We start from the raw sequence: 21,921 nt of genomic DNA, 5'->3' as shown, positions 1-21,921 counted from the left end.
TATGAATATATAAATTAAGCGAGAATTAATTTAATTATATTCATTTAATGTAAGAAGAATATTTATAATTTTAAATTTAAGGAGGAAAAATGGCCAATATATTAATGGTTAACGTACCATATTCAGGGCATACAAATCCAACAATTCCGTTGACGAGATTTTTAGTTGAAAGAGTTATCGGTGATTTTAAATACTGGGAAAGTAGATATACAGACATTAGGTAAAATACCAGATAATATATACGCCTATTCTTTTGTACCTCAAATTGAAGTACTTCAGCATGCAGATGTATTTTTGACACATTGTGGCATGAATAGTGTTAATGAAGCAATGGCATTGGGAGTTCCAATGGTTGCAATGCCATTTATAAATGACCAGCTTTCAAATGCTAAGCGTATAGTAGAGCTTGGAATAGGAAAAAGAGTTCGTTCATTTCCCAGTAGTGGAAAGCAATTATATAATGCAGTTATGGAAGTTTTATATAGTGATATGGTTAAGGAAAGAAGTAGGAAAATTGAAAATCAATTAAAAGATAAGTATTCCTTGCTAAAAGTAGTTTTAGCAATTGAGAAATTATTATAGAATATATCTTAAAAGTAATAATATGGTATAATTGAAAAAAGTTTTTGGAGGGTGTCAATGAATAAGATATATTATTTTACAGGTACAGGAAACAGTTTACAAATTGCAGAAGATTTAAGTGGAGAATTAGGAGAAAGTTCAATTAATAAAATAGCAGAATATTCTGGTGATTTAATTGAAGCAGATACCTTAGGAATTATCTTTCCAATATATTTTTGGGGGCTTCCTTTAATAGTTTGTGAGTTTTTAAAAAAATTAAATGTAAAAAAGGATACTTATATTTATGCCATTGGAAATTTTGGCGGACTTCCCGGTAAGGCATTGGATCAATGTGAAGAGATTTTGCATGAAAGAAAATTGAAGTTATCAGCTGGTTTTTTAGTTAATATGCCAGGTAATTATATTATAGGTTACGGAGCTATAAGTAAAAAAGTTCAAGAAAAGCTTTTTAAAAAGGAAGCAGAAAAAATATTAAAGATAAGTGAATGTATAAAAAATAAGGAAGTATTAAAAATTGAAAAAAGTCATTTAATCTTTGATAGGGTGTTTACAAATTATTTTTATAAACATATTAATGAATGTAATGAATTAGATAATAATTATACAGTAGATGATACATGCACAGGTTGTGGTCTATGTGCTAAAAGATGTCCAGTAAATAATATTGTAATGGTTAATGATAGGCCAATGTGGAAACATCATTGTGAGCTATGTGTTTCATGTATTCAGAGTTGTCCAAAGAAAGCAATTGATTATAACGGAAAGACTAAAAATAGAGAACACTATTTGAATCCAAATGTAAAAATAGTTTAAACCTAGATTATATAACGTGGAGAAAATTTACTAAACACTGGAATGTAAGTATTGAAGCAAGTGAAAATAGAATTAATAAAAGTATGGCTTAGACCATTGGTCTTATCCATACTTTTTGATTTTTATAATTTTTTCTTTAATACTAAGCCTTTGCTTCTGATGCAAGTACATTCTTTTTCTTCAGTTGTGTGAAGACATTGATATTTAACCTTTTTAGGTGCTTGAACTTCTACAGTTTTCTTTTCTATTTTTTCATTAGTAGTCATATTAAATCTCCTTTATATGCATGTACAAAATTGTACGATATATTTTATTAAGTAATATTATATATATTTTAATAGTAATTATCAAATAATTAACCTATGGACAATTAAGAAGAAAAACTAAGAATTATAGAGGAGTTTAATAATAATTTTAAAAGAGGAAGATAGAATAAATATATTTGGAAAATAAAGTAAAAATACTTCTAGGAATAATTTTCACAAAGTATTATAATTAAATTGTTAAGTGAATTTATGAAAATTTATGAAAAAAATAAGCTGAAAAAAGTTTAATTGCCAAATAAATGGCAATAATTATAATAAATAATTTTTTATATTCGCTATAACAAAATGTAGTCAATAATTGAAAGAAGGGGTTATTGTGGAAAGTATAGTATTAAATGTAAGTGAGAGAAATGAAAAGGGTAAAAAAGTAAGAATGCATGGAGAAGTACCAGCAGTACTTTATGGATCACATTTGGACAATACAGTATCAATTAAGATTACTAGAAAAGATATGTACAAACTTTTAACATTGGCTAAAAGTTCAATTCTTTCTTTAAAATTAAATGGACATATTGAGAATTGTGTAGTTAAGGAATTACAAAAAGATTCTTTTGGAAAGGTAATACACATTGATTTCCAAGATATTAAGAAAGATGAAAAGATTAAGATGAAAATACCTGTAGTATTTGATGGACAGTCAACTTTAGAAGGTCGTCAACTATTATTAGAAGTTCTAATTTCAGAAGTTGAATTATATGGTGAAGCAGATAAGCTCCCAGAAAATATTAAGTGTAATGTAGGAGAATTAAATATTGGAGATAAAATATTTATTAAAGATTTAGTTATCCCTGAAGGAATGAGATTAGATGTTGATGAAAATGCAATAGTAGCAACAATTGCTGATAACAGTGCTGTAGATACTGATGAAGATCAAAGTGAAGACGGAACAGAATCTAAACAATAGGAAGAACGGAATAATTATAAAAGTAAGATATCATTTATAAATATATAGTGAAAAGCATGGAAATATTTTTTAACTTCCATGCTTTTTTATTAATTAAATTTCCTACAGGACAAGGAGAAGAATACTTTGCTTATAAGATTAAATAAAATGAAAGTTTCATTGTAAGTATAAATGGTATAATATAAATAAAGTGAGAAAACTTATACTTAAGTATAATAATGGATTTTTATAAGAAAAGGACGAAGGAAATGTATAATAAGCTAAAAGTTACGTACCCTAATAATTTTGCAAGATTTAAGTGTATAGGGGGAGAATGTGAAGATACCTGCTGTCAAGGTTGGGATATAGAAATTGATAAAGATACTTTTGATGAGTATTTAAAAGTGCAAGATCAAAAAATGAAAGCAATGTTATCAGATAATATTAAGAAAAATAATTATTGTACCAGTGATGATTTAGATTATGGAATAATAAAACTTAACGAAGATAAGAAATGCCCATTTCTAGATAAATGTAATTACTGTTCAATTTATACTGCTATAGGTGAAGAGTATTTATCGAATATATGTACACAATTTCCAAGGATACTAAATAAAATTAATAATGAATATGAAATATCCCTAGATGTATCATGCCTTGAAGCAGCAAAAATCATGTTGCAAAGTGAGGATAAGATTTCTTTCAATAGCAGTGAACAGGTATTTGAAAAGTATATTATCAATGATGAATATAATACTAATTCTAAAAAGTATAAGAAATCACCTATTAAATACTTAAAAGAAATAAGAGCTTTTTCTATGGAAATAATGCAGGATAGAAATTATCCGTTAAGTGAAAGACTTTATATTTTAGGAGATTTCATTATGACCTTAGAAGAAAAAATGGAAGAGGATTATAAATTAGCGCATAGCTTTATTAAGGACTATGACAGGGAAAATATTGCTCAGAAATATAAAAAAAATAATATGGATTATATTTTTCAAATTATCTTCTTTAAAAGTATAATAGAATTTTCTAATATAAGAGAGCAGGCTATAAGTGATGATTTTAAGAAATATACTGATGAGGTTTTAGATGGATTTAATATTAATGATATAGATAATTGTGGAAATTATGAAGAAAGATATATAAGCATTTTCCAGGAATATAATAAGAATTTCATAAAAAAATATGAATATATCTTTGAAAATTACTTAGTAAATTATATGTATAATAATTTATTTCCCTTTACAGAAAGTGATGATATGTTAGAGGGATATATAATGCTTGTAGTGAGATATTCCTTTATAAGATTTTACTTGGTAGGAAGATATATAAGTAGTAGGCAAGAATCATCAGAGAATATAATAAAGCTGATTTCCTTATTTGCTAGAGATATTGAACATGATAAAACTTATATGTCTGAAATATATGATTATATAGAAAAAAATCAGTATGATAATATGAATTTTGCCAACAAACTTCTATAAAAGGAAATTGTATATTAATAAAATTTTAAGTATTTGAAAAGCAAATGGTTAAACTATATAATGTGAATGAAGTAAGTAAATAACAATTTGAAAAAGGAAATTGGAGGAGGATATGAGAAATAATAAAAATGAACTTGGAAGCCTTCCTGTGAATATGCTGTTAAGAAAGTTTGCAATACCTAGCATTATCGCAATGCTTGTTAGTGCGTTTTATAATATTGTAGATCAGTTTTTCATTGGAAGAAGTGTAGGAGAATTGGGAAATGCTGCAACAAATATAACATTTCCACTTAGCACATCATGTATAGCCTTAGCACTATTACTGGGGATTGGAGGTGCATCTGCCTTTAATTTAACTTTAGGTAGCGGTAAAAAAGATAAGGCACTTTATTATATTGGAAATTCAGCAATCTTGTTATTTTTAAGTGGTGTGGTATTATGTGCAATAGCACAAATATTTTTAACACCTATGCTTAAGTTCTTCGGTTCTCCTGAAAATGTATTGGGCTATGCTAAAACATATACTAGATATATTTCAATTGGCTTTCCATTTTTAATTTTTGCTACTGGTGGTGGGCATTTAATAAGAGCTGATGGTAGTCCTAAATATACCATGATATGCAATTTATCAGGTGCAGTTATAAATACTATCTTAGATCCAATATTTATTTTTGGCTTTAATATGGGAATGGCTGGAGCAGGATTATCTACAATTATAGGGCAAATTTTTTCAGCTTATTTGGCTTTCAGATACTTTAGGAGATATAAAACAGGTAAGATTGAAAAGAAGCATTTGAAACTTAAAGGTGAGTATATTGGAAAAATAACTTCTCTTGGTGCAGCACCATGCTTTAATCAGCTTGCCATGATGGTAGTACAGATAGTTATGAACAAGTCATTGACGTATTATGGAGCATTATCTGTATATGGTGAATCAATACCTCTTGCTTGTGCAGGAATCATTACAAAAGTAAATCAAATATATATGTCTGTGGTTATAGGATTGTCACAGGGATTACAACCTATTGCAAGTTTTAACTATGGGGCAAAAAAATATGATAGAGTAAAGAAAATATATTTATTGGCTCTAAGATACGGTTTAATAATATCAGTAATAGCATTTTCTATATTTCAGCTTATGCCACGAAAGATTATCTCATTCTTTGGCTCAGGCTCTGAAATGTATTATGAGTTTGGAATTAAGTATTTTAGAATCTTTTTATTCTTTACATTTGTAAATTGTATGCAGCCAATTTCTTCAAATTTCTTCACAGCCATTGGTAAACCTATGAAAGGTATTTTTCTTTCTTTAACAAGACAAGTACTATTTTTATTACCATTATTAATATTATTACCGAGATTTATTGGTATAGAAGGAATAATGTATTCAGGACCAATCGCTGATTTTAGTGCTGCTACTGTATCTATAATTATGGGAGTTTTAGAATTATATAGTCTTAATAGAAAAGAGCATAAAGAAGAATTGGTAATGTAAAAAATATTTACTGTAACAGCTAGGTATAATATCCTAGCTGTTTTTTTGATTATTAAAAAGAATTTTGCACAAACTTAAAATAAAAGTAATTTTGGAGGTGTAATATGAAGCTTGCAACTATTAGTAATTTAAAAAAGTATTACGGAGATAGATTAATATTAGATATTGATAAATTTGAAATAGAAGAAGAAGATAAAATAGGAATTGTAGGTGAAAATGGTGCAGGTAAGACAACACTTCTTAAAATAATTATAGGAGAAATTAAAGCTGATGAAGGAAAAGTTCATTTAACAGACAGCTATTCATATATAAGTCAGTTGGAAGAAAGATGTATTACTTGTGAGGTCACTAAGGTAAAGAAGATTTTCAATAGTCCTAGTGAGTATAAAGAATATTTATCTGGTGGTGAAAAGGTCAAGATACAAGTAGTTAATGCTTTAAGTGAAAATAGAAAGCTTATTATTGCTGATGAACCTACTTCTAATTTAGATAGTGAAAGTATTAAAATCTTAGATAATATGTTTAGCAAATATAAAGGTGCATTACTTGTAGTTTCTCATGACAGGAATTTCTTAAATCATATATGCAATAAAATAGTTGAAATAGAAGATGGTAAAATCAAGATTTATAAGGGAAATTATGATGACTATAAAAGATTAAAGGAAGAAAATATAAGTTATGAAGAAAATGAATATAAAAAGTATATCAGTGAAAAAAAGAGACTTGAACAAGTAATTAGTGCTAAGAAAGTTTTAAGAGATAGAATAAAGAAAGCACCGAAAGGTATGGGAAAATCTGAAGCTAAAACTATAAAAATGGGAGATCAAAGAGGAAAGAAGAACATTGAAAATAATATAAAGTCTGTTGAGAAAAGAATTGAGCATATGGAGGTAAAGAAAAAACCTAAAAGACAACAGCAAATTGTAATAAATATAAATGACGGTTGTGAAATTACTGCTAAAAATTTAATAGAGATAATTAATTATAATCTAAAGGTTAATAATAAGATTTTATTAGAGAATATAAATTTAAAAATAGTAAATGGTGTAAAGGCAGCATTGATTGGAGAAAATGGTTGTGGTAAGACATCTTTATTAAATAGGATAATGGATTTTATGCAAGATAAAGAAGTAAATGGGGTTAAAGTAGCAAAGGGTGTAAAGATAGGATATTTTCATCAAAAGCAAGATATGCTCGATGAAGATAAAAGTATATTGGAAAATATGAAAATTGATTCTACACTAGATGAATGTTTTATTAGGACTAACTTAAGTGAGTTTGGTTTTAAGGATAATGATGTACATAAATTGGTAGGATGTTTGTCAGGTGGAGAAAGAGTTAAAGCAGCTATATGTAAGATTATACTAGCTGATAATAATTTTTTAATGCTAGATGAACCAACTAATTACCTTGATATAAAAGCAATAGATGCATTAGAAAATGCACTTATAAATACAAATAAGACTATACTTTTAGTATCTCATGATCTAGAATTTATAGATAATGTGTGCAATTATATAATAGCCATAAAAGATAAACACATTTTTCAGTTTAATGGTACATATAATAAGTATTTAGAACAACTGACCAACAATGAAACAAGTGAAGATGAAAGACATATTAATGATGAAATATTACTTTTAGAAAATAAGCTATCCAAAGTAATTTCAGAGTTATCAATAGTTACTGATGAAGAGGTAAAGAAAACTTTAAATAATGAGTATATGAATATAATGAATGAACTAAAGCAACTCAAAGAAAAAAATTCTAAATAATTATGTTAAATTTAAAAGTGGAGTTAAGTAGAGTTACTCCACTTTTAAATTATTAATTTAAAGAATGAAAAATTATTCTTTAAATTAAAGTTGAAAGTATTTATAATATTAGTAGATAATTATTATTAAGTAAAAACTTGATAGGAAGGAGCGATTAAAATGGATGAAGCAAAGATATTAGGAATGCTGAAATTAAATCCAATAGCTATAAAAAATATAGATAATCCAACTGATGAAATGAAAATTATGGCTCTTAAAAGAGATGGATTATTATTAAGATACATAGATAATGCTACAAAGGAAATGGAAGAGATAGCAGTAAAAACAAATCCAAGAGCCATAGAGTTTATAGATAATCCAACTGAGGAATTGATGAAGGAAGCTGTTCTTGCAGGATGGAGCAATTTAAATTATATAAAAAAACCAAGCTATGATGTTCTAAAATTAGCTATAGAACAGAGGGGTTGGGCAATACAATATGTTAAAGAACCAATTGAAGAATTACAAATAATGGCTGTGAAAAAAGATTATGATTCTATTAAATATATAAAAGAACCATCTGAAACAGTTCAAGTTGAAGCAGTTAAGGTTAAGTATGATGCTTTAAGGTATATTAAAAATCCTTGCTTTAAAGCAGAAATAACTGCTGTTAAAAATAATGAAGCAGCTATAAACTTTATTTATAACTTAGATGCTGCAAAGATGAAGGAATTTTTAAAAGCCAATGTATTAGTTATAAAATATATTGTAAGAAAAATTGAAAAAGATGATGTTATTGAAGTACTGAAAGAAGTATTATCAAAAGATGATGTTGATGAAAAATATGTAAGAGACTTCTTAAAGTGCAATAGTATTGATAAATATAGTGATAAGATAGATATAGATAAGATATTATTTATCTATAAGTATGGTAGTAAGAAGGCTAAGAAAATAGCTGTAGATGAAAAACTAAGGACTATTTAGGAGGACATAAAATGAATTTTATAGATACATTAAAAAGTGTAGAATTAGTATTAGCCAGTGGTGATGTACCTTTAGTAGTAGGGGAAAGTGGTATAGGTAAGACCGCATTAGCTAAGAAATTATCAGAAAAAAATGGATGGAGTTTTATTGTAATAGACGGAAATTTATTAAAGGAAGGGGAAATTGGAGGACTTCCTACAGTTGAATCTTATAGTAAAGTTGATGGTAATGGAATATTACATGAAGTTAAGACTACAGTATATGCTGTTCATAGCAAATTAAGAGAAGTTGATGAAGAAATAGCAAAAGGAAATTCAGTGCTTTTATTCATTGATGAAATTAATAGATGTGAACATACAGTACAGCAGGAGCTAATGAATTTAATATTAAATAGAGAAATAAATGGATATAAACTACATGACAATGTAAATATACTAGCAGCAATGAATCCATCTAATAAATATGATTCAGATTTTGATTATCAAGTAGTTGATATGGATGCAGCACAAGAAAATAGATTCGTATGGCTTAATATGGAAAGTGATGAAAACGCATGGTTAAAATGGGCCATAGAAGCAGGTATAGATAGTAAAGTAATAGAATTTATTTCAACATTCCCTGAATATTTAAATAAAATAAATGAAGATGATATAAGAGCAACTCCAAGAAGTTATGAAAGAGTATCTAAATCATATAAGATTTACAAAGAAAGTAATGGTGAAATACCAAGAACAGTATTTTTAAATGTAATAAAAGGTAATGTAGGAAAGGTTATTGCAGAAGAATTTATTAGCTTTGTGGAAGCTGAACATAGTGCCCTTATTGCTTATGAAGATATCTTTGTAGGAGAAAGTCTAAGTGAAGAAGTAAAGGAAAGAATTAAATCTGAAAGTCACACTAGATTGTATTTATGTGCTAACAATGTTTTAAAAGTATTAGAAAATCAATTAAATGATGGAAACATACATAAGGAATTTCACCTTGATAGATTAATTGAATTTTTAAAAGTTTATCCAATAGATTTAATGGTAGGTATAATGAAGGATATTAAAGTTAATTATCCAGCAATATATGAGGAAGCACTTGAAAATGAAAAGTTTATTGAAAGCTATTTTGAATCTTACAGCATGATAAGGGGATAAAATATGGAAAGCTATTTTGAAAGGCAAGTAAAAGATCTTTACGATAAAGTAAATAACATTGTAGATAGTGCTGATATGTATAAAGCTAAGAGAAATGGAGAAGAATTTCGACCTGAAATAACAAAAGAGTTTAAGGAAGAGTTTTTTAAGCTAGTTGATAAGGTTATCTTAAGTCTTATGGAAGATAAAGATAATTTTTATGGATATTTTTTATTTCAAATGGGAAGGGAAATAAGATTTGATATAACCAGTGCCAGCGGAGTAAACTTCAAAGGTGCTAAATATGTAATTTATTTTAATCCTATATTATTCCTTCAACTGAATATGAAGCAAATGGAGACAACTATAAAGCATGAAATACATCATATTTTATCACTTCATTTATCTAGAGCAAAAGAGCTTAAAAGCAAATATAGTACATTAGCCATAAATTTAGCAATGGACATAGTAGTAAATCAATATTTGGACAATCTACCGCCTTATTCAACTACCTTAAAGGGAGTAAACAATAAATACAATCTTAATATGGAAGCATATAATACATTAGAGTACTATGCTGAAAAGATACAAAGTGAACTTGATCTTATGGAAGAGGATGATGAAGGGGAAGAAGATGATAGTCAAATGACAGATTCTATGGAAGATTTTTATGATCCTGAAAAGATGCATGATATGTGGCAGGAAAGTGATGAAGTAGATGAAAAAACTTTAAAGGAATTTGCAGAAAAGGTTATAAATGCATCTCAAAAGGGAACAATACCTTCACAAGTGGAGTCATTAATAGCTAATTTAAAGAATATCCAAGGAGAAATACCTTGGAATATCATGCTTAAGAAGCTTATGGGTACTGTTGAAAGTAATAAGAAAAAGATCATAACTAGAAGAAATAGAAGACAGCCAAATAGACTTGACTTAAGGGGAGAAATAAGAAACCATAAGGCTGAAATTACTGTGGCCATTGATATAAGTGGAAGTATAAGTAATGATGAATTTAAGCAAGCTATAAAAGAAGTATTATCTATTGTTAAGAATTATAACCATGAAATTACAATCATTGAATGTGATAAGGAAATTAAAAGAGTTTATAAGGCAAAATCAATGAGAGATGTAAAGGAAAGGCTTGCAGCAGGAGGTTCTACTAAGTTTACCCCTGTATTTGAGTATGCCAATAATAATAAGTGTAATCTTCTTATATATTTCACTGATGGCAAAGGAGAGAAAAAACTTGAAGTAGTTCCAAGGGGATATAAAACTTTATGGATAATATCAGGAAGAGGTGATAAGCTTTCGCTAGATGAAGCTTATGGACCAGTAAAAAAACTTAGCAAGGTAGAAGTGAAAGATAATGAACTTGAACTAAAGGATGTTAAGACTGATGGATATTCAATGAATAATCAGGAACCTATTTTTTAGTTTAGTTTTTAAGAATAGTAAATAAAATTAACTTTATTTCATAAAATTTCATGAAGACATTTGAAAGTAGGATATAATATTAATTGTATATCCTACTTTATTTATAATATTTTAAAAATAAGACATATGGAAATACATTAATGCTATAATAATAAAAATTAATATTGGAGCTGATTAAATGTTAAAAAACTTTAGAAAAATATTTACTAAGATAAAAACTAAAGATATTTTAGAGAATAATTTATCTCATTTTGAAGATGAAATACATAAAAATATAAGAATTAATGACACAGAGCCTTTCATCAATGAAGAAGATGAAGATATTAAGTTAGATGATGTGAAAGAAACAGCTACTCGTAACATAGTAAGAACAAGGTTAAATGCATATGTTATTAAGAATAAAGAAGAAGATTTTAGACTTATGGATTATGATATGGATACTGGTGAAGTAGTTTGGATTGAAGGAAAATTGTTTAACAATCTTAGAGGCCTTCAGAGAGTTAGATGGAGTCCATCATCAGGTTCAGCAACTGTATACTATGGATATATCAGCGTGGAAGACAGTGGAGATAAATTAGTATCCAGTGTATACATAATGAATATAATTAAAGATATGATAAAGAAAGATTCTTTAGGTGATATAGTTTATAATATAAAAAATGACACTATTACTATTAATTATAAAAATCCTTCTGAAACCCAAAAACCTAAAGTATTTCATATATATGGTGTTTCTTCAGTGGTTGAGATGGAAATGTTACTTAATAAAAATGGCTTATCTTTAAATAGAGAATAGAAGATTTTATTAAATTTTTTTTATAAACCATGAATTTATAAAGAAATTTTTAAAAAAGTAATTTTATTTTTACCAAATCAATATAATTATTACAAGTATTTTATTATTTTGATGAGGTGATAATTTGGAAGTAAGAGAAGAATGGGCTTCAAGAACTACTTTTATTTTAGCTGCCATAGGCTCGGCGGTAGGGCTTGGTAATGCATGGCGTTTCCCAGGGCTAGCAGCCAAATATGGAGGAGGAGCTTTTTTACTGGTATATACAATTGCTATGCTAGCATTGGGAATTCCTTTGTTAACAATGGAGATAGCTATTGGTAGAAAAACAAGAGAAGGAGCTCCTGGAGCTTTTAGAACCATAAATAAAAAATCAGAGTTTGTTGGTTGGGCAGCTACAACTAATGCTTTTGCAATTTCAACTTATTATGCAGTAGTTTTTGCCTGGGTAATTGCCATGGCTGTTTTTAGCTTTAAATTTGCAGGAATGGTAGGTGATTCTCAAGCAGCAAGTTCTTTATTTGCTAATATAACAGAAACTTCATGGACTATTTCAGGTGCTCAAATACCATGGGTTATGATAATAATGCTTTTAGTGGCTTGGACTTTAATTTATCTATGCATAAGGCGAGGAACTGCCAGTGTAGGAAGGGTAGTAAAATATACAGGTCTTACATTACCTTTGTTATTTTTAATAATAATGGCTATTAAGGGGATTTCCATGCCAGGTGGTATGGAAGGTATAGGAAAACTATTCACCCCAAATTTCGCCCAAATTATAGATGAAGGGTTAATGTCAAATTTGATTATTGATGCAATTGGGCAAGTATTTTATAGTCTCTCTATTATGATGGCTATCATGATTGCATATGGTTCTTATTTAAGTGATTCAGCTAATATTGCTAAAGATGCTACAGTAATAGCTTTTGCTGACTTAGGTGTAAGCATCTTATCAGGAATTGTCATGTTTACTACCATGTATGGTGTTGGAATGACTACAAATGATATGTCAGCATCAGGAATAGCAACTGCTTTTATTATTTTTCCGCAAGCAATAGCAAATTTAACAAACACTGGATGGGTTAATGCAGCCTTTGGTATGATATTTTATTTATGCTTAGCTTCTTTAGCTGTAGACTCAGCATTTTCCATAGTAGAGGGTGTTTCAACAGGAGTGGCAGATAGATTTAAATTAAATAAGAGAAAAACCACAATGACCATATGTATTATTGCAGCTTTAATTTCCTTAATCTTTATATCTAGATCAGGATTAGCATGGCTAGATATTGTTGATAACTGGACTAATCAATATAATATGATTATAATAGGCATTTTAGAATGTATAGTAGTTGGATGGATCTTAAAGCCAACAAAGGTTTTAAAGGAAGTTAATAGGAATTCTTTAGGATATAAGATTCCTAAATGGTGGTTTATAGGATCAATTAAGTTTATTGCTCCAATAGCTTTAACTGGATTCTGCATTTGGAATTTATATTCATTATTTGCTGGTGGAGGTATATATGGAAAGGAGTCAGGCTATCCATTATGGTCTAATATTATAGGTGGATGGGCAGTAACATTTTTAGTCTTTGTCAGTGGATTTATTGCTAAAGTTATAATAAATCATCGAAAGAAAAATGGTTTTGTTGATGAAATAAAAAAATGGGATTAGTTAAACAATTAAAAATATTAGGAAATTGTATTTGTTACATGATATAATTAGAAAAAATAAGGGGCTGTTTTTAACTACGGCCTTTTATTTTTGCAGTTGTAAAAAAAGAGGTGGATATTTTGGATAATACATATATGTTTGAAAATTATATTTCCATTGGGAGAAGCTTTGTGGCAGAAAAGAATTATCTTAAGGCTTTAAAGTTTTTAAAGAAAGCTTATGCTTGTCCAGAAGGAAAAGATGATATAGATTTAATTTTAGATTTAGCATTTCTTTATGATAAAATTGCTGATTTTAATTCAGCAGAAAAGATGTATAAGATGGCATTGGACATTGATAATACTTGTGCCATAGCTTATTATGGTTTAGGTATAATTTATGATGACGATGAATTATATGAAGAAGCCATTGAATGTTATAAAAATGCCATAGAAAATGATAATAAATATGAAAAAGCGTATTTCTTTTTAGCCAATGCTTATGATGAACTTGGTAATAAGGAGGAAGCTATTAAAAACTATAAAGAGGTACTTAAGTTAAATTCAAAGGATTTATGGGCAAATGCTAATTTAGGATGTATTTATGACGAATTAGGAGATACAAAGCTATCATTTAAATATATGGAAAAAGCACTGGAACTCTCACCGAAACATTTTAGAATTCTCTTTAATATGGGTGTATTCAGTAAAAAGCTAGGTAATGAAGAAGCGGCTATAGAGTATTACAAGAAATCAATTGAAGTAGATCCATATTATCCATACAGTTATCTTAATTATGCTGTAATTTATCGTGAAAAAGAAGACTATATGAAGGCCATAGAAATAATTAATGAAGGAATAAAAGAAAATCCAGAAGAAAGTTTCCTTTATTATAATAGAGCATGCTTCTATGCGGCCATAAGTGAATTGGATTTAGCATTAGATGATGTTTTAAAATCCATTGAGCTAAATGACTTTTTTGTAGATTACATGAAGAAAGATAGGGAATTAGACGGAATTAGAACTTTAGAGAGATATAAAAAAATATTTAACTAGTGCTTCATATAATTAGCTTATATGTAACATAATATAATGGAGTTTATATAAAGAGGCAGATATTATATAAAGGAGATATTATATTATGTTGGAGAAAATTGAGGATATTAATTTGCTTAATCTGGCAAAAGATATTAAGGAAATGATTTCAGATGGCAAATTAAAGATTAAAACAGATGATTATCAAGTGGAACTTGAAGTAAATAATGATTTTAAGGAGCTAAAAGCTTTAAAAAGGTTATTAGAAATTATGGTACATGAGAATTTTCTAATGACGGAGCTATATTTTGAAAATAAAGATGATTTTAAAAAATGTTTTAATGAAGAATATAGCAGTAAACTAAATGAAATATTTCATAGTGTAAGAGTTAAGGAAATTAAAGTGCAAGGTGAGGATAGCTATATGGGAACCTTGATCTATCATGAAATATTTGGCGAAAAGATGATTTTTAAATTAGCATTTATTAGGTATCTAAGAAGATTTCAACGAGAAGAACATTGGAAGTAAATAGGTACTTTATATATATTTTATGTTAGAATAAAAAGTCCAGTAATAAATGTTACTGGACTTTAATTCTTAATATAAGAGATCTATATCTATAGTAGTTCTATTTATTTTTCTTAAATAATTTTATGCATTTTAATAGCATTAGATTTATATCCATTCCATTCTAATTCAATTTTTTCATTGGGTACGAAACCTTGTTTTTTCCAAAATTTAAGTGCATTTTCTTCATAATCATATACAACATCTATTCTAATAGATTGAACATTGTTGGATTTAAACATTTTTTCCAACTGATTATATATTGTTTTACCTAATCCATTACCTTTTAATCTATAATCAATCATTAATAGTGATAAATATACTTCATGGCTAATTTTAAAGTCACACAGTCCAATTACTTCACCTGTATGATCTTTTATTATTGATGAATTAAAACCAATTTTCTTCATTTCTTCAATTTCATTAAGTATAAATTCTTTAGAAACACTTGAAACTCCTAAATGATTACACAAAAATGATTTATTAGAATTATAAATATCTAAAATTCTATTTATGGCATTTAGGTCTATCTCGTCAATTATATAATTATCCACTTCTAACTCCTTTAATATTATCTTCCTATGCTATAACATTTATGAATTATTTTATTATACCATAATTTTTATAAAGTTATAATTATTTGTAAATACCTGCATAATTAACTTTAAGTTGTTCTTTTAGTTCTTTGCATAGAAGTGCCATAAGGTGTATCAAGAGCATTAATATAATATCGACTATTTATGAGTTAAGGAAAAGGAATTTTAAGGATAATATGAAGGATTTGGAAGAAAAATATAGAATAATAATTTTATAAGTGTTCAGTGATTTAAAGAGGAGGATGAAATGGGGGATTCAGATACTTGTAAAGAAAATATTAAAGATAAAATAGGAATAGAATACTTTGATAAAAAGGATGCATGTAAGATTGCTAATGTAAGTCCTAATACTATAGATAATTACAGAAAAAAGAACATAATATCAGTTAAACGTTATGGTAATAAAAACTATTATAGTCTTTCAGATATAGAAATATTGAGAAATAATGTTGTACTAAATAAGAAAAATATTAGAAAAGATCCAGTAGTAGATAACATAGAAACTGTTGAGCCTAAAGATATAGTACCTAGCAACAATAAAAGTAGTAAAAGTAGAAGAAGTGCCAGTGAGATAGATAAGCTTAGGCGAATAATAGATGATTATGCAGAAGAAAATGCTGTGTTAACAAAAAAAGTTAATCAATTAACATTATCAATAGGTGATAAGGAGAATAACTTAAGAAAACATAAAAATAGCATGGAGTCTTTTGGAAAAGAAATGGATAGTTTAAAAACAGAAATAGCAATATTAAGAAAGAAACTTAATGAAAAAAATCAATTTATTAGTGAGTTGAAAGAGAATAATTTAGAATTAAATGAGGAAATCTTAAAAGCTCAAGCAGATATAATAGAACTAACAACTACTAGAAACAATGCTAAGGAGGCTTTCAATAGTTTAGTTGGAGAAATAAAGGGGATTGTTGAAGAAGCTTCCAATAAAAGTTCTGAGATAGCAGAACTGAAAGTTTATAAAGCAAATTATATAAAAGTGCTTGCAAAAATAGCCAAGCTAGAAAAAGAGAAAAAGGCAGAACGTGATGAAGAGGTACGTCAATTAATTAAGGTTAATAGTGACTTAAGTGAAAAATGTGATAAGCTAATGCGACAAGTCGATGAATACCAAATGCTTATTTTAGATAAAGTAGAAAGCAAGCGTTTAGGTAATAATGAAGATGATAACGAAAAAAAATCTACATTTAAAGATAAGATTATAGATTTATTTAAAAAGTAATAATGATTGTAGTTTTATTTGATGGTTGTTATTTAAATCTAATATAATTATACTAAAATAGTATCATTAAGTATAAAACGTATACTATGAATAACTATAAGTATGATTTCAGGAGGAAAAAATGTCATATATACAAGTGATAAATGAATGTAAAAGATACAAAATGGGAGAAAGTACAATAGTAGCAAATAATAATATCAATTTTGAAATAGAAAAAGGTGAGTTTGTTATAATTTTAGGACCAAGTGGAGCCGGTAAGTCTACAGTATTAAACATACTTGGAGGAATGGATAGCTGTGATGAAGGACAAATAATTATAGATGGGGTGGATATTTCAAAATATAATAGTAAGCAACTTACCAAATATAGAAGAAATGATGTAGGATTTGTTTTTCAATTTTATAATTTAGTACAAAACTTAACAGCTAGGGAAAACGTTGAACTGGCTTCACAAATAGTAACTAATGCATTAGATATTGATGAAACATTAAAATTAGTGGGGCTTGAACATAGAAAAAATAACTTTCCTGCTCAGTTATCAGGAGGAGAGCAGCAGAGAGTGGCTATAGCAAGAGCAATAGCTAAAAATCCAAAGCTTTTACTTTGTGATGAACCAACAGGTGCTCTTGATTATACTACTGGAAAGCAAATATTAAAAACATTACAGGATACCTGCAGAAATACTGGAACAACAGTAATTGTTATAACACATAATTCAGCTTTGGCACCAATGGCTGATAGGGTAATTAGAATAAATGATGCTAAAGTAAGAAGCATTGAAGTTAATTCAAATCCATCATCAGTTGAAACAATAGAGTGGTAGGAGGAGAAGATGAAAAGAAAAGCATATAGTAAGTCAATATTAAGAGAAATTAAATCATCAAAAGCTAGATTTATTTCAATATTAGTAATCATTTTGTTAGGTGTTGCCTTTTATTCAGGTATAAAAGCTTCTGGGCCTAATATGAAGGCAGCAATTGAAAATTTTTATAATGAATATCATTTGATGGATGCTAAGATAGTTTCAAGTGCAGGCTTAAGTGAGGAAGATTTAAAGCTCCTAGACAATAGCCATAAAATATTAGATTATTATGCATCACATACAGTAGATGCCAATTTAACTAATATAAATAGTGTTGTTAAATTTATGGAATATGACCAAGATAAATCTGCCAATATAAATTCTTTAGAAGTATTAGAAGGTAGGCTACCAAAAAATCCAGGAGAAATAGCACTAGATGAGCAAGCTTTAAAGTATGGTTATTTTAAAATTGGTGATACGTATACAATTCAGTGTGATGATGAGATAAAAAATCAATTAAATAATAATTCATTTAAAATTGTAGGTATTGTTAGAAGTCCATTATATATAGAAAAACTAGCAAAAGGTACAACTACTGTAGGTAAGGGTCTTGTAGATTACTTTGTGATATTAAATAAGAACGATTTTTCTATGGAAGCTTATTCTGAAATATATATTACCTTTAAAAATACTAAAGGCTTAGAATCATATAGTGATGAATATGCTGAAAAAATGGAAGAAAATATAAGATATCTTGAAGAATTATTTTCAAGTAGACCTAAGGAAAGACTTGAAGAAATAAAAATAAAGGCTATAGAGGAAATAAGCAAGAATTATGTGGATGCTATAGGAAGTGAATTATATATATCTATGGCGGAAAATCAATTACCAGAAATTGATGAGGTGAAATATTATTTCTTTAATAGAAATGATAACCCAGGATATTCTGAATTTTATGATGTAGTTAAAAGAATCAATTCCATTGCAACAGTCTTTCCTATATGCTTCTTTATAGTAGCGGTACTAATATGTCTTACTACAATGACGAGAATGGTAGAGGAAAATAGAATAGAAATAGGAACATTGAAAGCTCTTGGCTATAGTAATAGAGAAATATCAATAAAATATATTATTTATGCTTCATTGGCTAGTATCATAGGTGGTATTTTAGGAGTAATTGTAGGTTTTAACATATTCCCTAGAGTAATTTATACAGCTTATAATACTCAATATGCTCTGCCAAACTTAAGCATAGTTTATTATCCGTCATATATTATTCAATCTTTAGTAATATCAATTTTATGTACAGTTGGTGCATCACTTTTAGTGTTAAAAGTAGATTTAAATAGTACGCCTTCAACATTGATGAGACCTAAGGCACCAAAGAGTGGAAAAAGAATACTACTAGAAAGAATTACACCAATTTGGAAAAGATTAAATTTTAATGAAAAGGTTACATTTAGGAACTTATTTAGATATAAGCAACGTATGATAATGACTGTATTTGGTATAGCTGCATGTACAGCTATGATTATAACAGGTTTTGGTCTTAAGGATTCCATAGGAGATTTAACAAATAAGCAATTTAATAAATTATGGAAGTATCAAGCTACGGTAATATTTAATGATAATACAACTATAGAAGATGATGATGAGTATAATGAAAAGCTAATGAGTTTAAAAGGATACAAAAATAGCTTAAATATCCATCAAGAAATGGTCACTATTTCAAAAGAAGATATTAATAAGCAAAATGTTACTTTATATGTTCCAGAAGATAAGGATAAATTCAAAGATTTTGTTTTATTGAATGATAGAGTCTCTGGTGAAGAGTATATCCTATCTGATGATGGTGCTATTATAAATGAAAAGTTAGCTAAGCTACTAGGAGTAGTTAAAGGCGATGAGATTACCTTTAAAGATTCTGAAAATAATTCATATATAATAAAAGTAAACAATATATCTGAAAGCTATCTAAGTCATGGAATTTATATGTCAAAAGCCTATTATGCTGATGTATTTGGTAAAGAAGCTAAGTATAATTCTCAATTTATTATGTTAGATGATAGTAATTATGAAGATAATGATATTGCTAGTAAGTTAATGGAAACTAATAAGGTTATTAATGTTACAATGACTTCTTATTTAAGTAAAACAACTAATGAAGCAATGGACACTCTAAACATTGTAGTGATAATATTAATAATATCAGCAGGAGGACTAGCATTAGTTGTTCTTTATAATTTAAATAACATAAATGTTTCTGAAAGAATTAGAGAATTATCAACAATTAAGGTTTTAGGTTTTTATGATCATGAAGTAACTATGTATATTTTGAGAGAAAACTTCATATTAACAGCTTTAGGTATAATTATAGGGATGTTTATGGGTAAAATACTTCATGGATTTGTAATTACAACAGCTGAAGCAGATAATATGATGCTATCACCTAGTATTTATGCAGCTAGTTTCATTTATTCAATTATTTTAACAATAGTATTTTCATTAATAGTAATGTTTATGATGCATAGAAAATTAAAAAAAGTAAATATGATAGATGCTTTAAAATCTAACGAATAAATAATAATAAAAAACCACCAGATAAGCTGGTGGTTTTTTATTATTAGAATTAAAATGATGAGTATTTATTTTAGTAAGGAGAAACTTGTAATTATATTTTAGAATTTTGAAAATATTAAATTATATTGATTATTTATATGTAAATATGTAAATAATTTCAAAAAGAGGATAAGGAGTGATAGATATTGGAATTGATAATAAATACTCGAGGAGCAAAATTATCTAAGGTAGATGATAGGTTTCAAGTAACTTATGAAGGTAATAAACAAGAATTTTCAGTAAAAACTATAGAAAAAATTTTAATAACTACATCAGCATTGGTAACAACAGATTCATTGAAGTTAGCTGTAGAAAATAATATTGATGTAGTATTTTTAGAATATAATGGAGAGCCTTATGGTAGAGTATGGCATTCAAAACTAGGAAGTATAGCAACAATAAGAAGGAAACAATTAAAATTAATAGAAAATAGGATTGGAGTAGAATTAGTAAAGAGTTGGGTAACTCAAAAGCTTCAAAATCAAATTAACCATTTAAGTAAATTAAAGTTAAATAGAGAAGAAGAAAAAGTTTTAATTATTAATGAAACTATTAATGAAATAATAAAACATAAGGATGAAATAGAACGATTAGAAAACGAAGAGATAGGAGAGATTAGAGGGCTTATTGAAGGGCATGAAGGATACTCAGCAAAAAAATATTTTAATACTTTAGGAAGATTAATACCAGAAAAATATGAATTTGTTGGAAGAAGTAAAAATCCAGCAACAGATATGTTTAATTGTATGCTTAATTATGGATACGGAATACTTTATTCAAGAGTAGAACAATCTTGTATTATTGCTGGATTAGATCCGTATATAGGCATAATGCATACTGACAATTATAATAAGACGGCATTGGTTTTTGATTTAATTGAAATGTATAGGGGTTATATGGATGAAACAGTATTTAGCTTATTTTCAAAGAGAAAGGTTAAAAAAGATATGTTTGATAAAATAAGTACAGGTGGTTTTTGGCTTAATAAGGAGGGAAAAAAGCTATTGATTGAGGAAATTAACACCAGATTTGAAGATAAGATAAAGTATAAAGGAAGAATGATAAAATTAAAGAATATTATTCAATATGATTGCCATAATATTGCCAATAAAATATTAAATGAGGTGATGTAAATGCTATATTGGGTTATGTATGATATTTCTGAAACTAAGATACGAAACAAGGCAGTTAAGATATGTAAAAATAAAGGATTATATAGAGTTCAAAAGAGTATTTTTTTAGGTTCATTAAACAAGAATCAAAAGGATGAATTAAAAATAATGATGGAAAGAATAGTTGATAAAGATACAGATTCTATTTATATTTTTCCTTCAACTACAGAGTTATTATACGATACAGAATTGATTGGAAATGGATTTGATAAGGAGTTGGTAAGTAATAATGTTATATCAAAATTCATTTAATGAATTAGAAGAATATATTACTCCATCTGAAATTATTGAGTTTTTGTATTGTCCAAGGTTTACTTATTTTATGAAATGTTTATCAATCAAACAATATGAAGAAAATAGATTTAAAGTACAAATAGGGCGAGAAAAGCATACTAACAAAAGTAATAGTAGCGTTTTAAATGTTAGAAAAAGAATTGGTGGAGTGAGCAAAGAACAAGAAAAGTATTTAATATCTAAGAAATACGGATTAAAAGGAATAGTAGATGAAGTGTATGCGTTAGATGATGGTAGCTATGCTCTGGTGTTAGTATAAAGTAGTGGACACATTAAATC

Annotated in this window: 22 protein-coding genes; 20 read left to right on the top strand and 2 right to left on the bottom strand. The window is 27.6% G+C overall.

What is annotated here, in order from left to right:
- Positions 1-89: 89 nt before the first annotated feature.
- Genes Q5O44_RS07305 through Q5O44_RS07295 form a run of 3 tightly spaced genes read left to right on the top strand, consistent with a single transcriptional unit; the run spans position 90 to position 1,395 of the window.
- A complete protein-coding gene (locus Q5O44_RS07305; protein WP_022167748.1) occupies positions 90-224 on the top strand; it encodes a hypothetical protein in 135 nt (44 codons plus the stop codon).
- Entirely contained in the window at positions 181-582 is a 402-nt protein-coding gene (locus Q5O44_RS07300; RefSeq protein WP_022167747.1) for a glycosyltransferase, read from the top strand. Before Q5O44_RS07305 ends, Q5O44_RS07300 begins: the two co-directional genes overlap by 44 nt.
- Positions 583-639: 57 nt before the next feature.
- Positions 640-1,395, top strand: coding sequence for an EFR1 family ferrodoxin (locus tag Q5O44_RS07295; RefSeq protein ID WP_022167746.1), 756 nt, complete (start codon positions 640-642; stop codon positions 1,393-1,395).
- 122 nt (positions 1,396-1,517) lie between these two features.
- Here the strand turns inward: Q5O44_RS07295 and Q5O44_RS07290 are convergent, their stop codons facing one another.
- Entirely contained in the window at positions 1,518-1,661 is a 144-nt protein-coding gene (locus Q5O44_RS07290; RefSeq protein WP_022167745.1) for a hypothetical protein, read from the bottom strand.
- A 376-nt stretch (positions 1,662-2,037) separates the two neighbouring features.
- Between Q5O44_RS07290 and Q5O44_RS07285 the strand changes: the two genes are divergently transcribed.
- The 11 genes from Q5O44_RS07285 (at position 2,038) to Q5O44_RS07235 (ending at position 14,889) form a co-directional block, all read left to right on the top strand.
- Positions 2,038-2,625 carry a 50S ribosomal protein L25 gene (locus tag Q5O44_RS07285; protein ID WP_022167744.1) on the top strand — a complete coding sequence of 196 codons (588 nt, stop codon included), beginning with the start codon at positions 2,038-2,040 and terminating at the stop codon, positions 2,623-2,625.
- Between the two features lie 248 nt (positions 2,626-2,873).
- Positions 2,874-4,094, top strand: a complete 1,221-nt coding sequence (gene fliB, locus Q5O44_RS07280) for a flagellin lysine-N-methylase (RefSeq protein WP_022167743.1) — start codon at positions 2,874-2,876, stop codon at positions 4,092-4,094.
- A gap of 112 nt (positions 4,095-4,206) precedes the next feature.
- Positions 4,207-5,589, top strand: a complete 1,383-nt coding sequence (locus Q5O44_RS07275; RefSeq protein WP_022167742.1) for an MATE family efflux transporter — start codon at positions 4,207-4,209, stop codon at positions 5,587-5,589.
- Between the two features lie 104 nt (positions 5,590-5,693).
- Positions 5,694-7,364 carry an ABC-F type ribosomal protection protein CplR gene (gene cplR, locus Q5O44_RS07270; RefSeq protein ID WP_022167741.1) on the top strand — a complete coding sequence of 557 codons (1,671 nt, stop codon included), beginning with the start codon at positions 5,694-5,696 and terminating at the stop codon, positions 7,362-7,364.
- A gap of 159 nt (positions 7,365-7,523) precedes the next feature.
- Positions 7,524-8,327, top strand: coding sequence for a hypothetical protein (locus tag Q5O44_RS07265; protein WP_022167740.1), 804 nt, complete (start codon positions 7,524-7,526; stop codon positions 8,325-8,327).
- An 11-nt stretch (positions 8,328-8,338) separates the two neighbouring features.
- Positions 8,339-9,469: an ATP-binding protein gene (locus tag Q5O44_RS07260; protein WP_022167739.1), complete on the top strand. Its 1,131-nt coding sequence runs from the start codon at positions 8,339-8,341 to the stop codon at positions 9,467-9,469.
- Positions 9,470-9,472: 3 nt separating this feature from the next.
- The gene (locus Q5O44_RS07255; protein ID WP_022167738.1) at positions 9,473-10,882 is read left to right on the top strand and encodes a VWA domain-containing protein; all 1,410 of its coding nucleotides are present in this window, start codon (positions 9,473-9,475) and stop codon (positions 10,880-10,882) included.
- A 178-nt stretch (positions 10,883-11,060) separates the two neighbouring features.
- Positions 11,061-11,678: a hypothetical protein gene (locus tag Q5O44_RS07250; protein WP_022167737.1), complete on the top strand. Its 618-nt coding sequence runs from the start codon at positions 11,061-11,063 to the stop codon at positions 11,676-11,678.
- A gap of 124 nt (positions 11,679-11,802) precedes the next feature.
- A complete protein-coding gene (locus Q5O44_RS07245; RefSeq protein ID WP_022167736.1) occupies positions 11,803-13,347 on the top strand; it encodes a sodium-dependent transporter in 1,545 nt (514 codons plus the stop codon).
- 116 nt (positions 13,348-13,463) lie between these two features.
- Positions 13,464-14,381, top strand: coding sequence for a lipopolysaccharide assembly protein LapB (locus Q5O44_RS07240; RefSeq protein WP_302637640.1), 918 nt, complete (start codon positions 13,464-13,466; stop codon positions 14,379-14,381).
- Positions 14,382-14,466: 85 nt separating this feature from the next.
- Positions 14,467-14,889, top strand: a complete 423-nt coding sequence (locus Q5O44_RS07235) for a hypothetical protein (protein WP_022167734.1) — start codon at positions 14,467-14,469, stop codon at positions 14,887-14,889.
- Positions 14,890-15,002: 113 nt separating this feature from the next.
- Here the strand turns inward: Q5O44_RS07235 and Q5O44_RS07230 are convergent, their stop codons facing one another.
- On the bottom strand, positions 15,003-15,482 hold the full coding sequence (locus tag Q5O44_RS07230) for a GNAT family N-acetyltransferase (RefSeq protein WP_022167733.1): 480 nt from the start codon (positions 15,480-15,482) through the stop codon (positions 15,003-15,005).
- 289 nt (positions 15,483-15,771) lie between these two features.
- Here Q5O44_RS07230 and Q5O44_RS07225 point away from each other — a divergent pair, with 289 nt between their 5' ends.
- The 6 genes from Q5O44_RS07225 (at position 15,772) to Q5O44_RS07200 (ending at position 21,901) form a co-directional block, all read left to right on the top strand.
- Entirely contained in the window at positions 15,772-16,755 is a 984-nt protein-coding gene (locus Q5O44_RS07225) for a MerR family transcriptional regulator (RefSeq protein ID WP_022167732.1), read from the top strand.
- 121 nt (positions 16,756-16,876) lie between these two features.
- Positions 16,877-17,578, top strand: coding sequence for an ABC transporter ATP-binding protein (locus tag Q5O44_RS07220; protein WP_022167731.1), 702 nt, complete (start codon positions 16,877-16,879; stop codon positions 17,576-17,578).
- A gap of 9 nt (positions 17,579-17,587) precedes the next feature.
- Entirely contained in the window at positions 17,588-20,137 is a 2,550-nt protein-coding gene (locus Q5O44_RS07215; RefSeq protein ID WP_022167730.1) for an ABC transporter permease, read from the top strand.
- Between the two features lie 185 nt (positions 20,138-20,322).
- On the top strand, positions 20,323-21,309 hold the full coding sequence (gene cas1, locus Q5O44_RS07210; RefSeq protein WP_022167729.1) for a CRISPR-associated endonuclease Cas1: 987 nt from the start codon (positions 20,323-20,325) through the stop codon (positions 21,307-21,309).
- Positions 21,310-21,600 (top strand): CRISPR-associated endonuclease Cas2, encoded by a 291-nt coding sequence (gene cas2, locus Q5O44_RS07205; RefSeq protein WP_022167728.1) that lies wholly within the window; start codon positions 21,310-21,312, stop codon positions 21,598-21,600.
- Positions 21,578-21,901, top strand: a complete 324-nt coding sequence (locus Q5O44_RS07200) for a CRISPR-associated protein Cas4 (protein WP_022167727.1) — start codon at positions 21,578-21,580, stop codon at positions 21,899-21,901. Before cas2 ends, Q5O44_RS07200 begins: the two co-directional genes overlap by 23 nt.
- Positions 21,902-21,921 lie beyond the last annotated feature (20 nt).

It is taken from the genome of Clostridium sp. CAG:221 (assembly GCA_000435835.1).
Classification (GTDB): Bacteria; Bacillota; Clostridia; order Clostridiales; family Clostridiaceae; genus Clostridium.
The sequence above is the reverse complement of the archived record's forward strand: the minus strand, read 5'-3'. Positions and strand labels throughout refer to the sequence as shown.

Coding starts and splice junctions, on each gene's coding strand:
- Q5O44_RS07305 (WP_022167748.1), top strand. CDS start 90: ATGGCCAATATATTAATGGTTAACGTACCATATTCAGGGCATACAAAT.
- Q5O44_RS07295 (WP_022167746.1), top strand. CDS start 640: ATGAATAAGATATATTATTTTACAGGTACAGGAAACAGTTTACAAATT.
- Q5O44_RS07290 (WP_022167745.1), bottom strand. CDS start 1,661: ATGACTACTAATGAAAAAATAGAAAAGAAAACTGTAGAAGTTCAAGCA.
- fliB (WP_022167743.1), top strand. CDS start 2,874: ATGTATAATAAGCTAAAAGTTACGTACCCTAATAATTTTGCAAGATTT.
- Q5O44_RS07275 (WP_022167742.1), top strand. CDS start 4,207: ATGAGAAATAATAAAAATGAACTTGGAAGCCTTCCTGTGAATATGCTG.
- cplR (WP_022167741.1), top strand. CDS start 5,694: ATGAAGCTTGCAACTATTAGTAATTTAAAAAAGTATTACGGAGATAGA.
- Q5O44_RS07265 (WP_022167740.1), top strand. CDS start 7,524: ATGGATGAAGCAAAGATATTAGGAATGCTGAAATTAAATCCAATAGCT.
- Q5O44_RS07260 (WP_022167739.1), top strand. CDS start 8,339: ATGAATTTTATAGATACATTAAAAAGTGTAGAATTAGTATTAGCCAGT.
- Q5O44_RS07255 (WP_022167738.1), top strand. CDS start 9,473: ATGGAAAGCTATTTTGAAAGGCAAGTAAAAGATCTTTACGATAAAGTA.
- Q5O44_RS07250 (WP_022167737.1), top strand. CDS start 11,061: ATGTTAAAAAACTTTAGAAAAATATTTACTAAGATAAAAACTAAAGAT.
- Q5O44_RS07235 (WP_022167734.1), top strand. CDS start 14,467: ATGTTGGAGAAAATTGAGGATATTAATTTGCTTAATCTGGCAAAAGAT.
- Q5O44_RS07225 (WP_022167732.1), top strand. CDS start 15,772: ATGGGGGATTCAGATACTTGTAAAGAAAATATTAAAGATAAAATAGGA.
- Q5O44_RS07220 (WP_022167731.1), top strand. CDS start 16,877: ATGTCATATATACAAGTGATAAATGAATGTAAAAGATACAAAATGGGA.
- Q5O44_RS07215 (WP_022167730.1), top strand. CDS start 17,588: ATGAAAAGAAAAGCATATAGTAAGTCAATATTAAGAGAAATTAAATCA.
- cas2 (WP_022167728.1), top strand. CDS start 21,310: ATGCTATATTGGGTTATGTATGATATTTCTGAAACTAAGATACGAAAC.
- Q5O44_RS07200 (WP_022167727.1), top strand. CDS start 21,578: ATGTTATATCAAAATTCATTTAATGAATTAGAAGAATATATTACTCCA.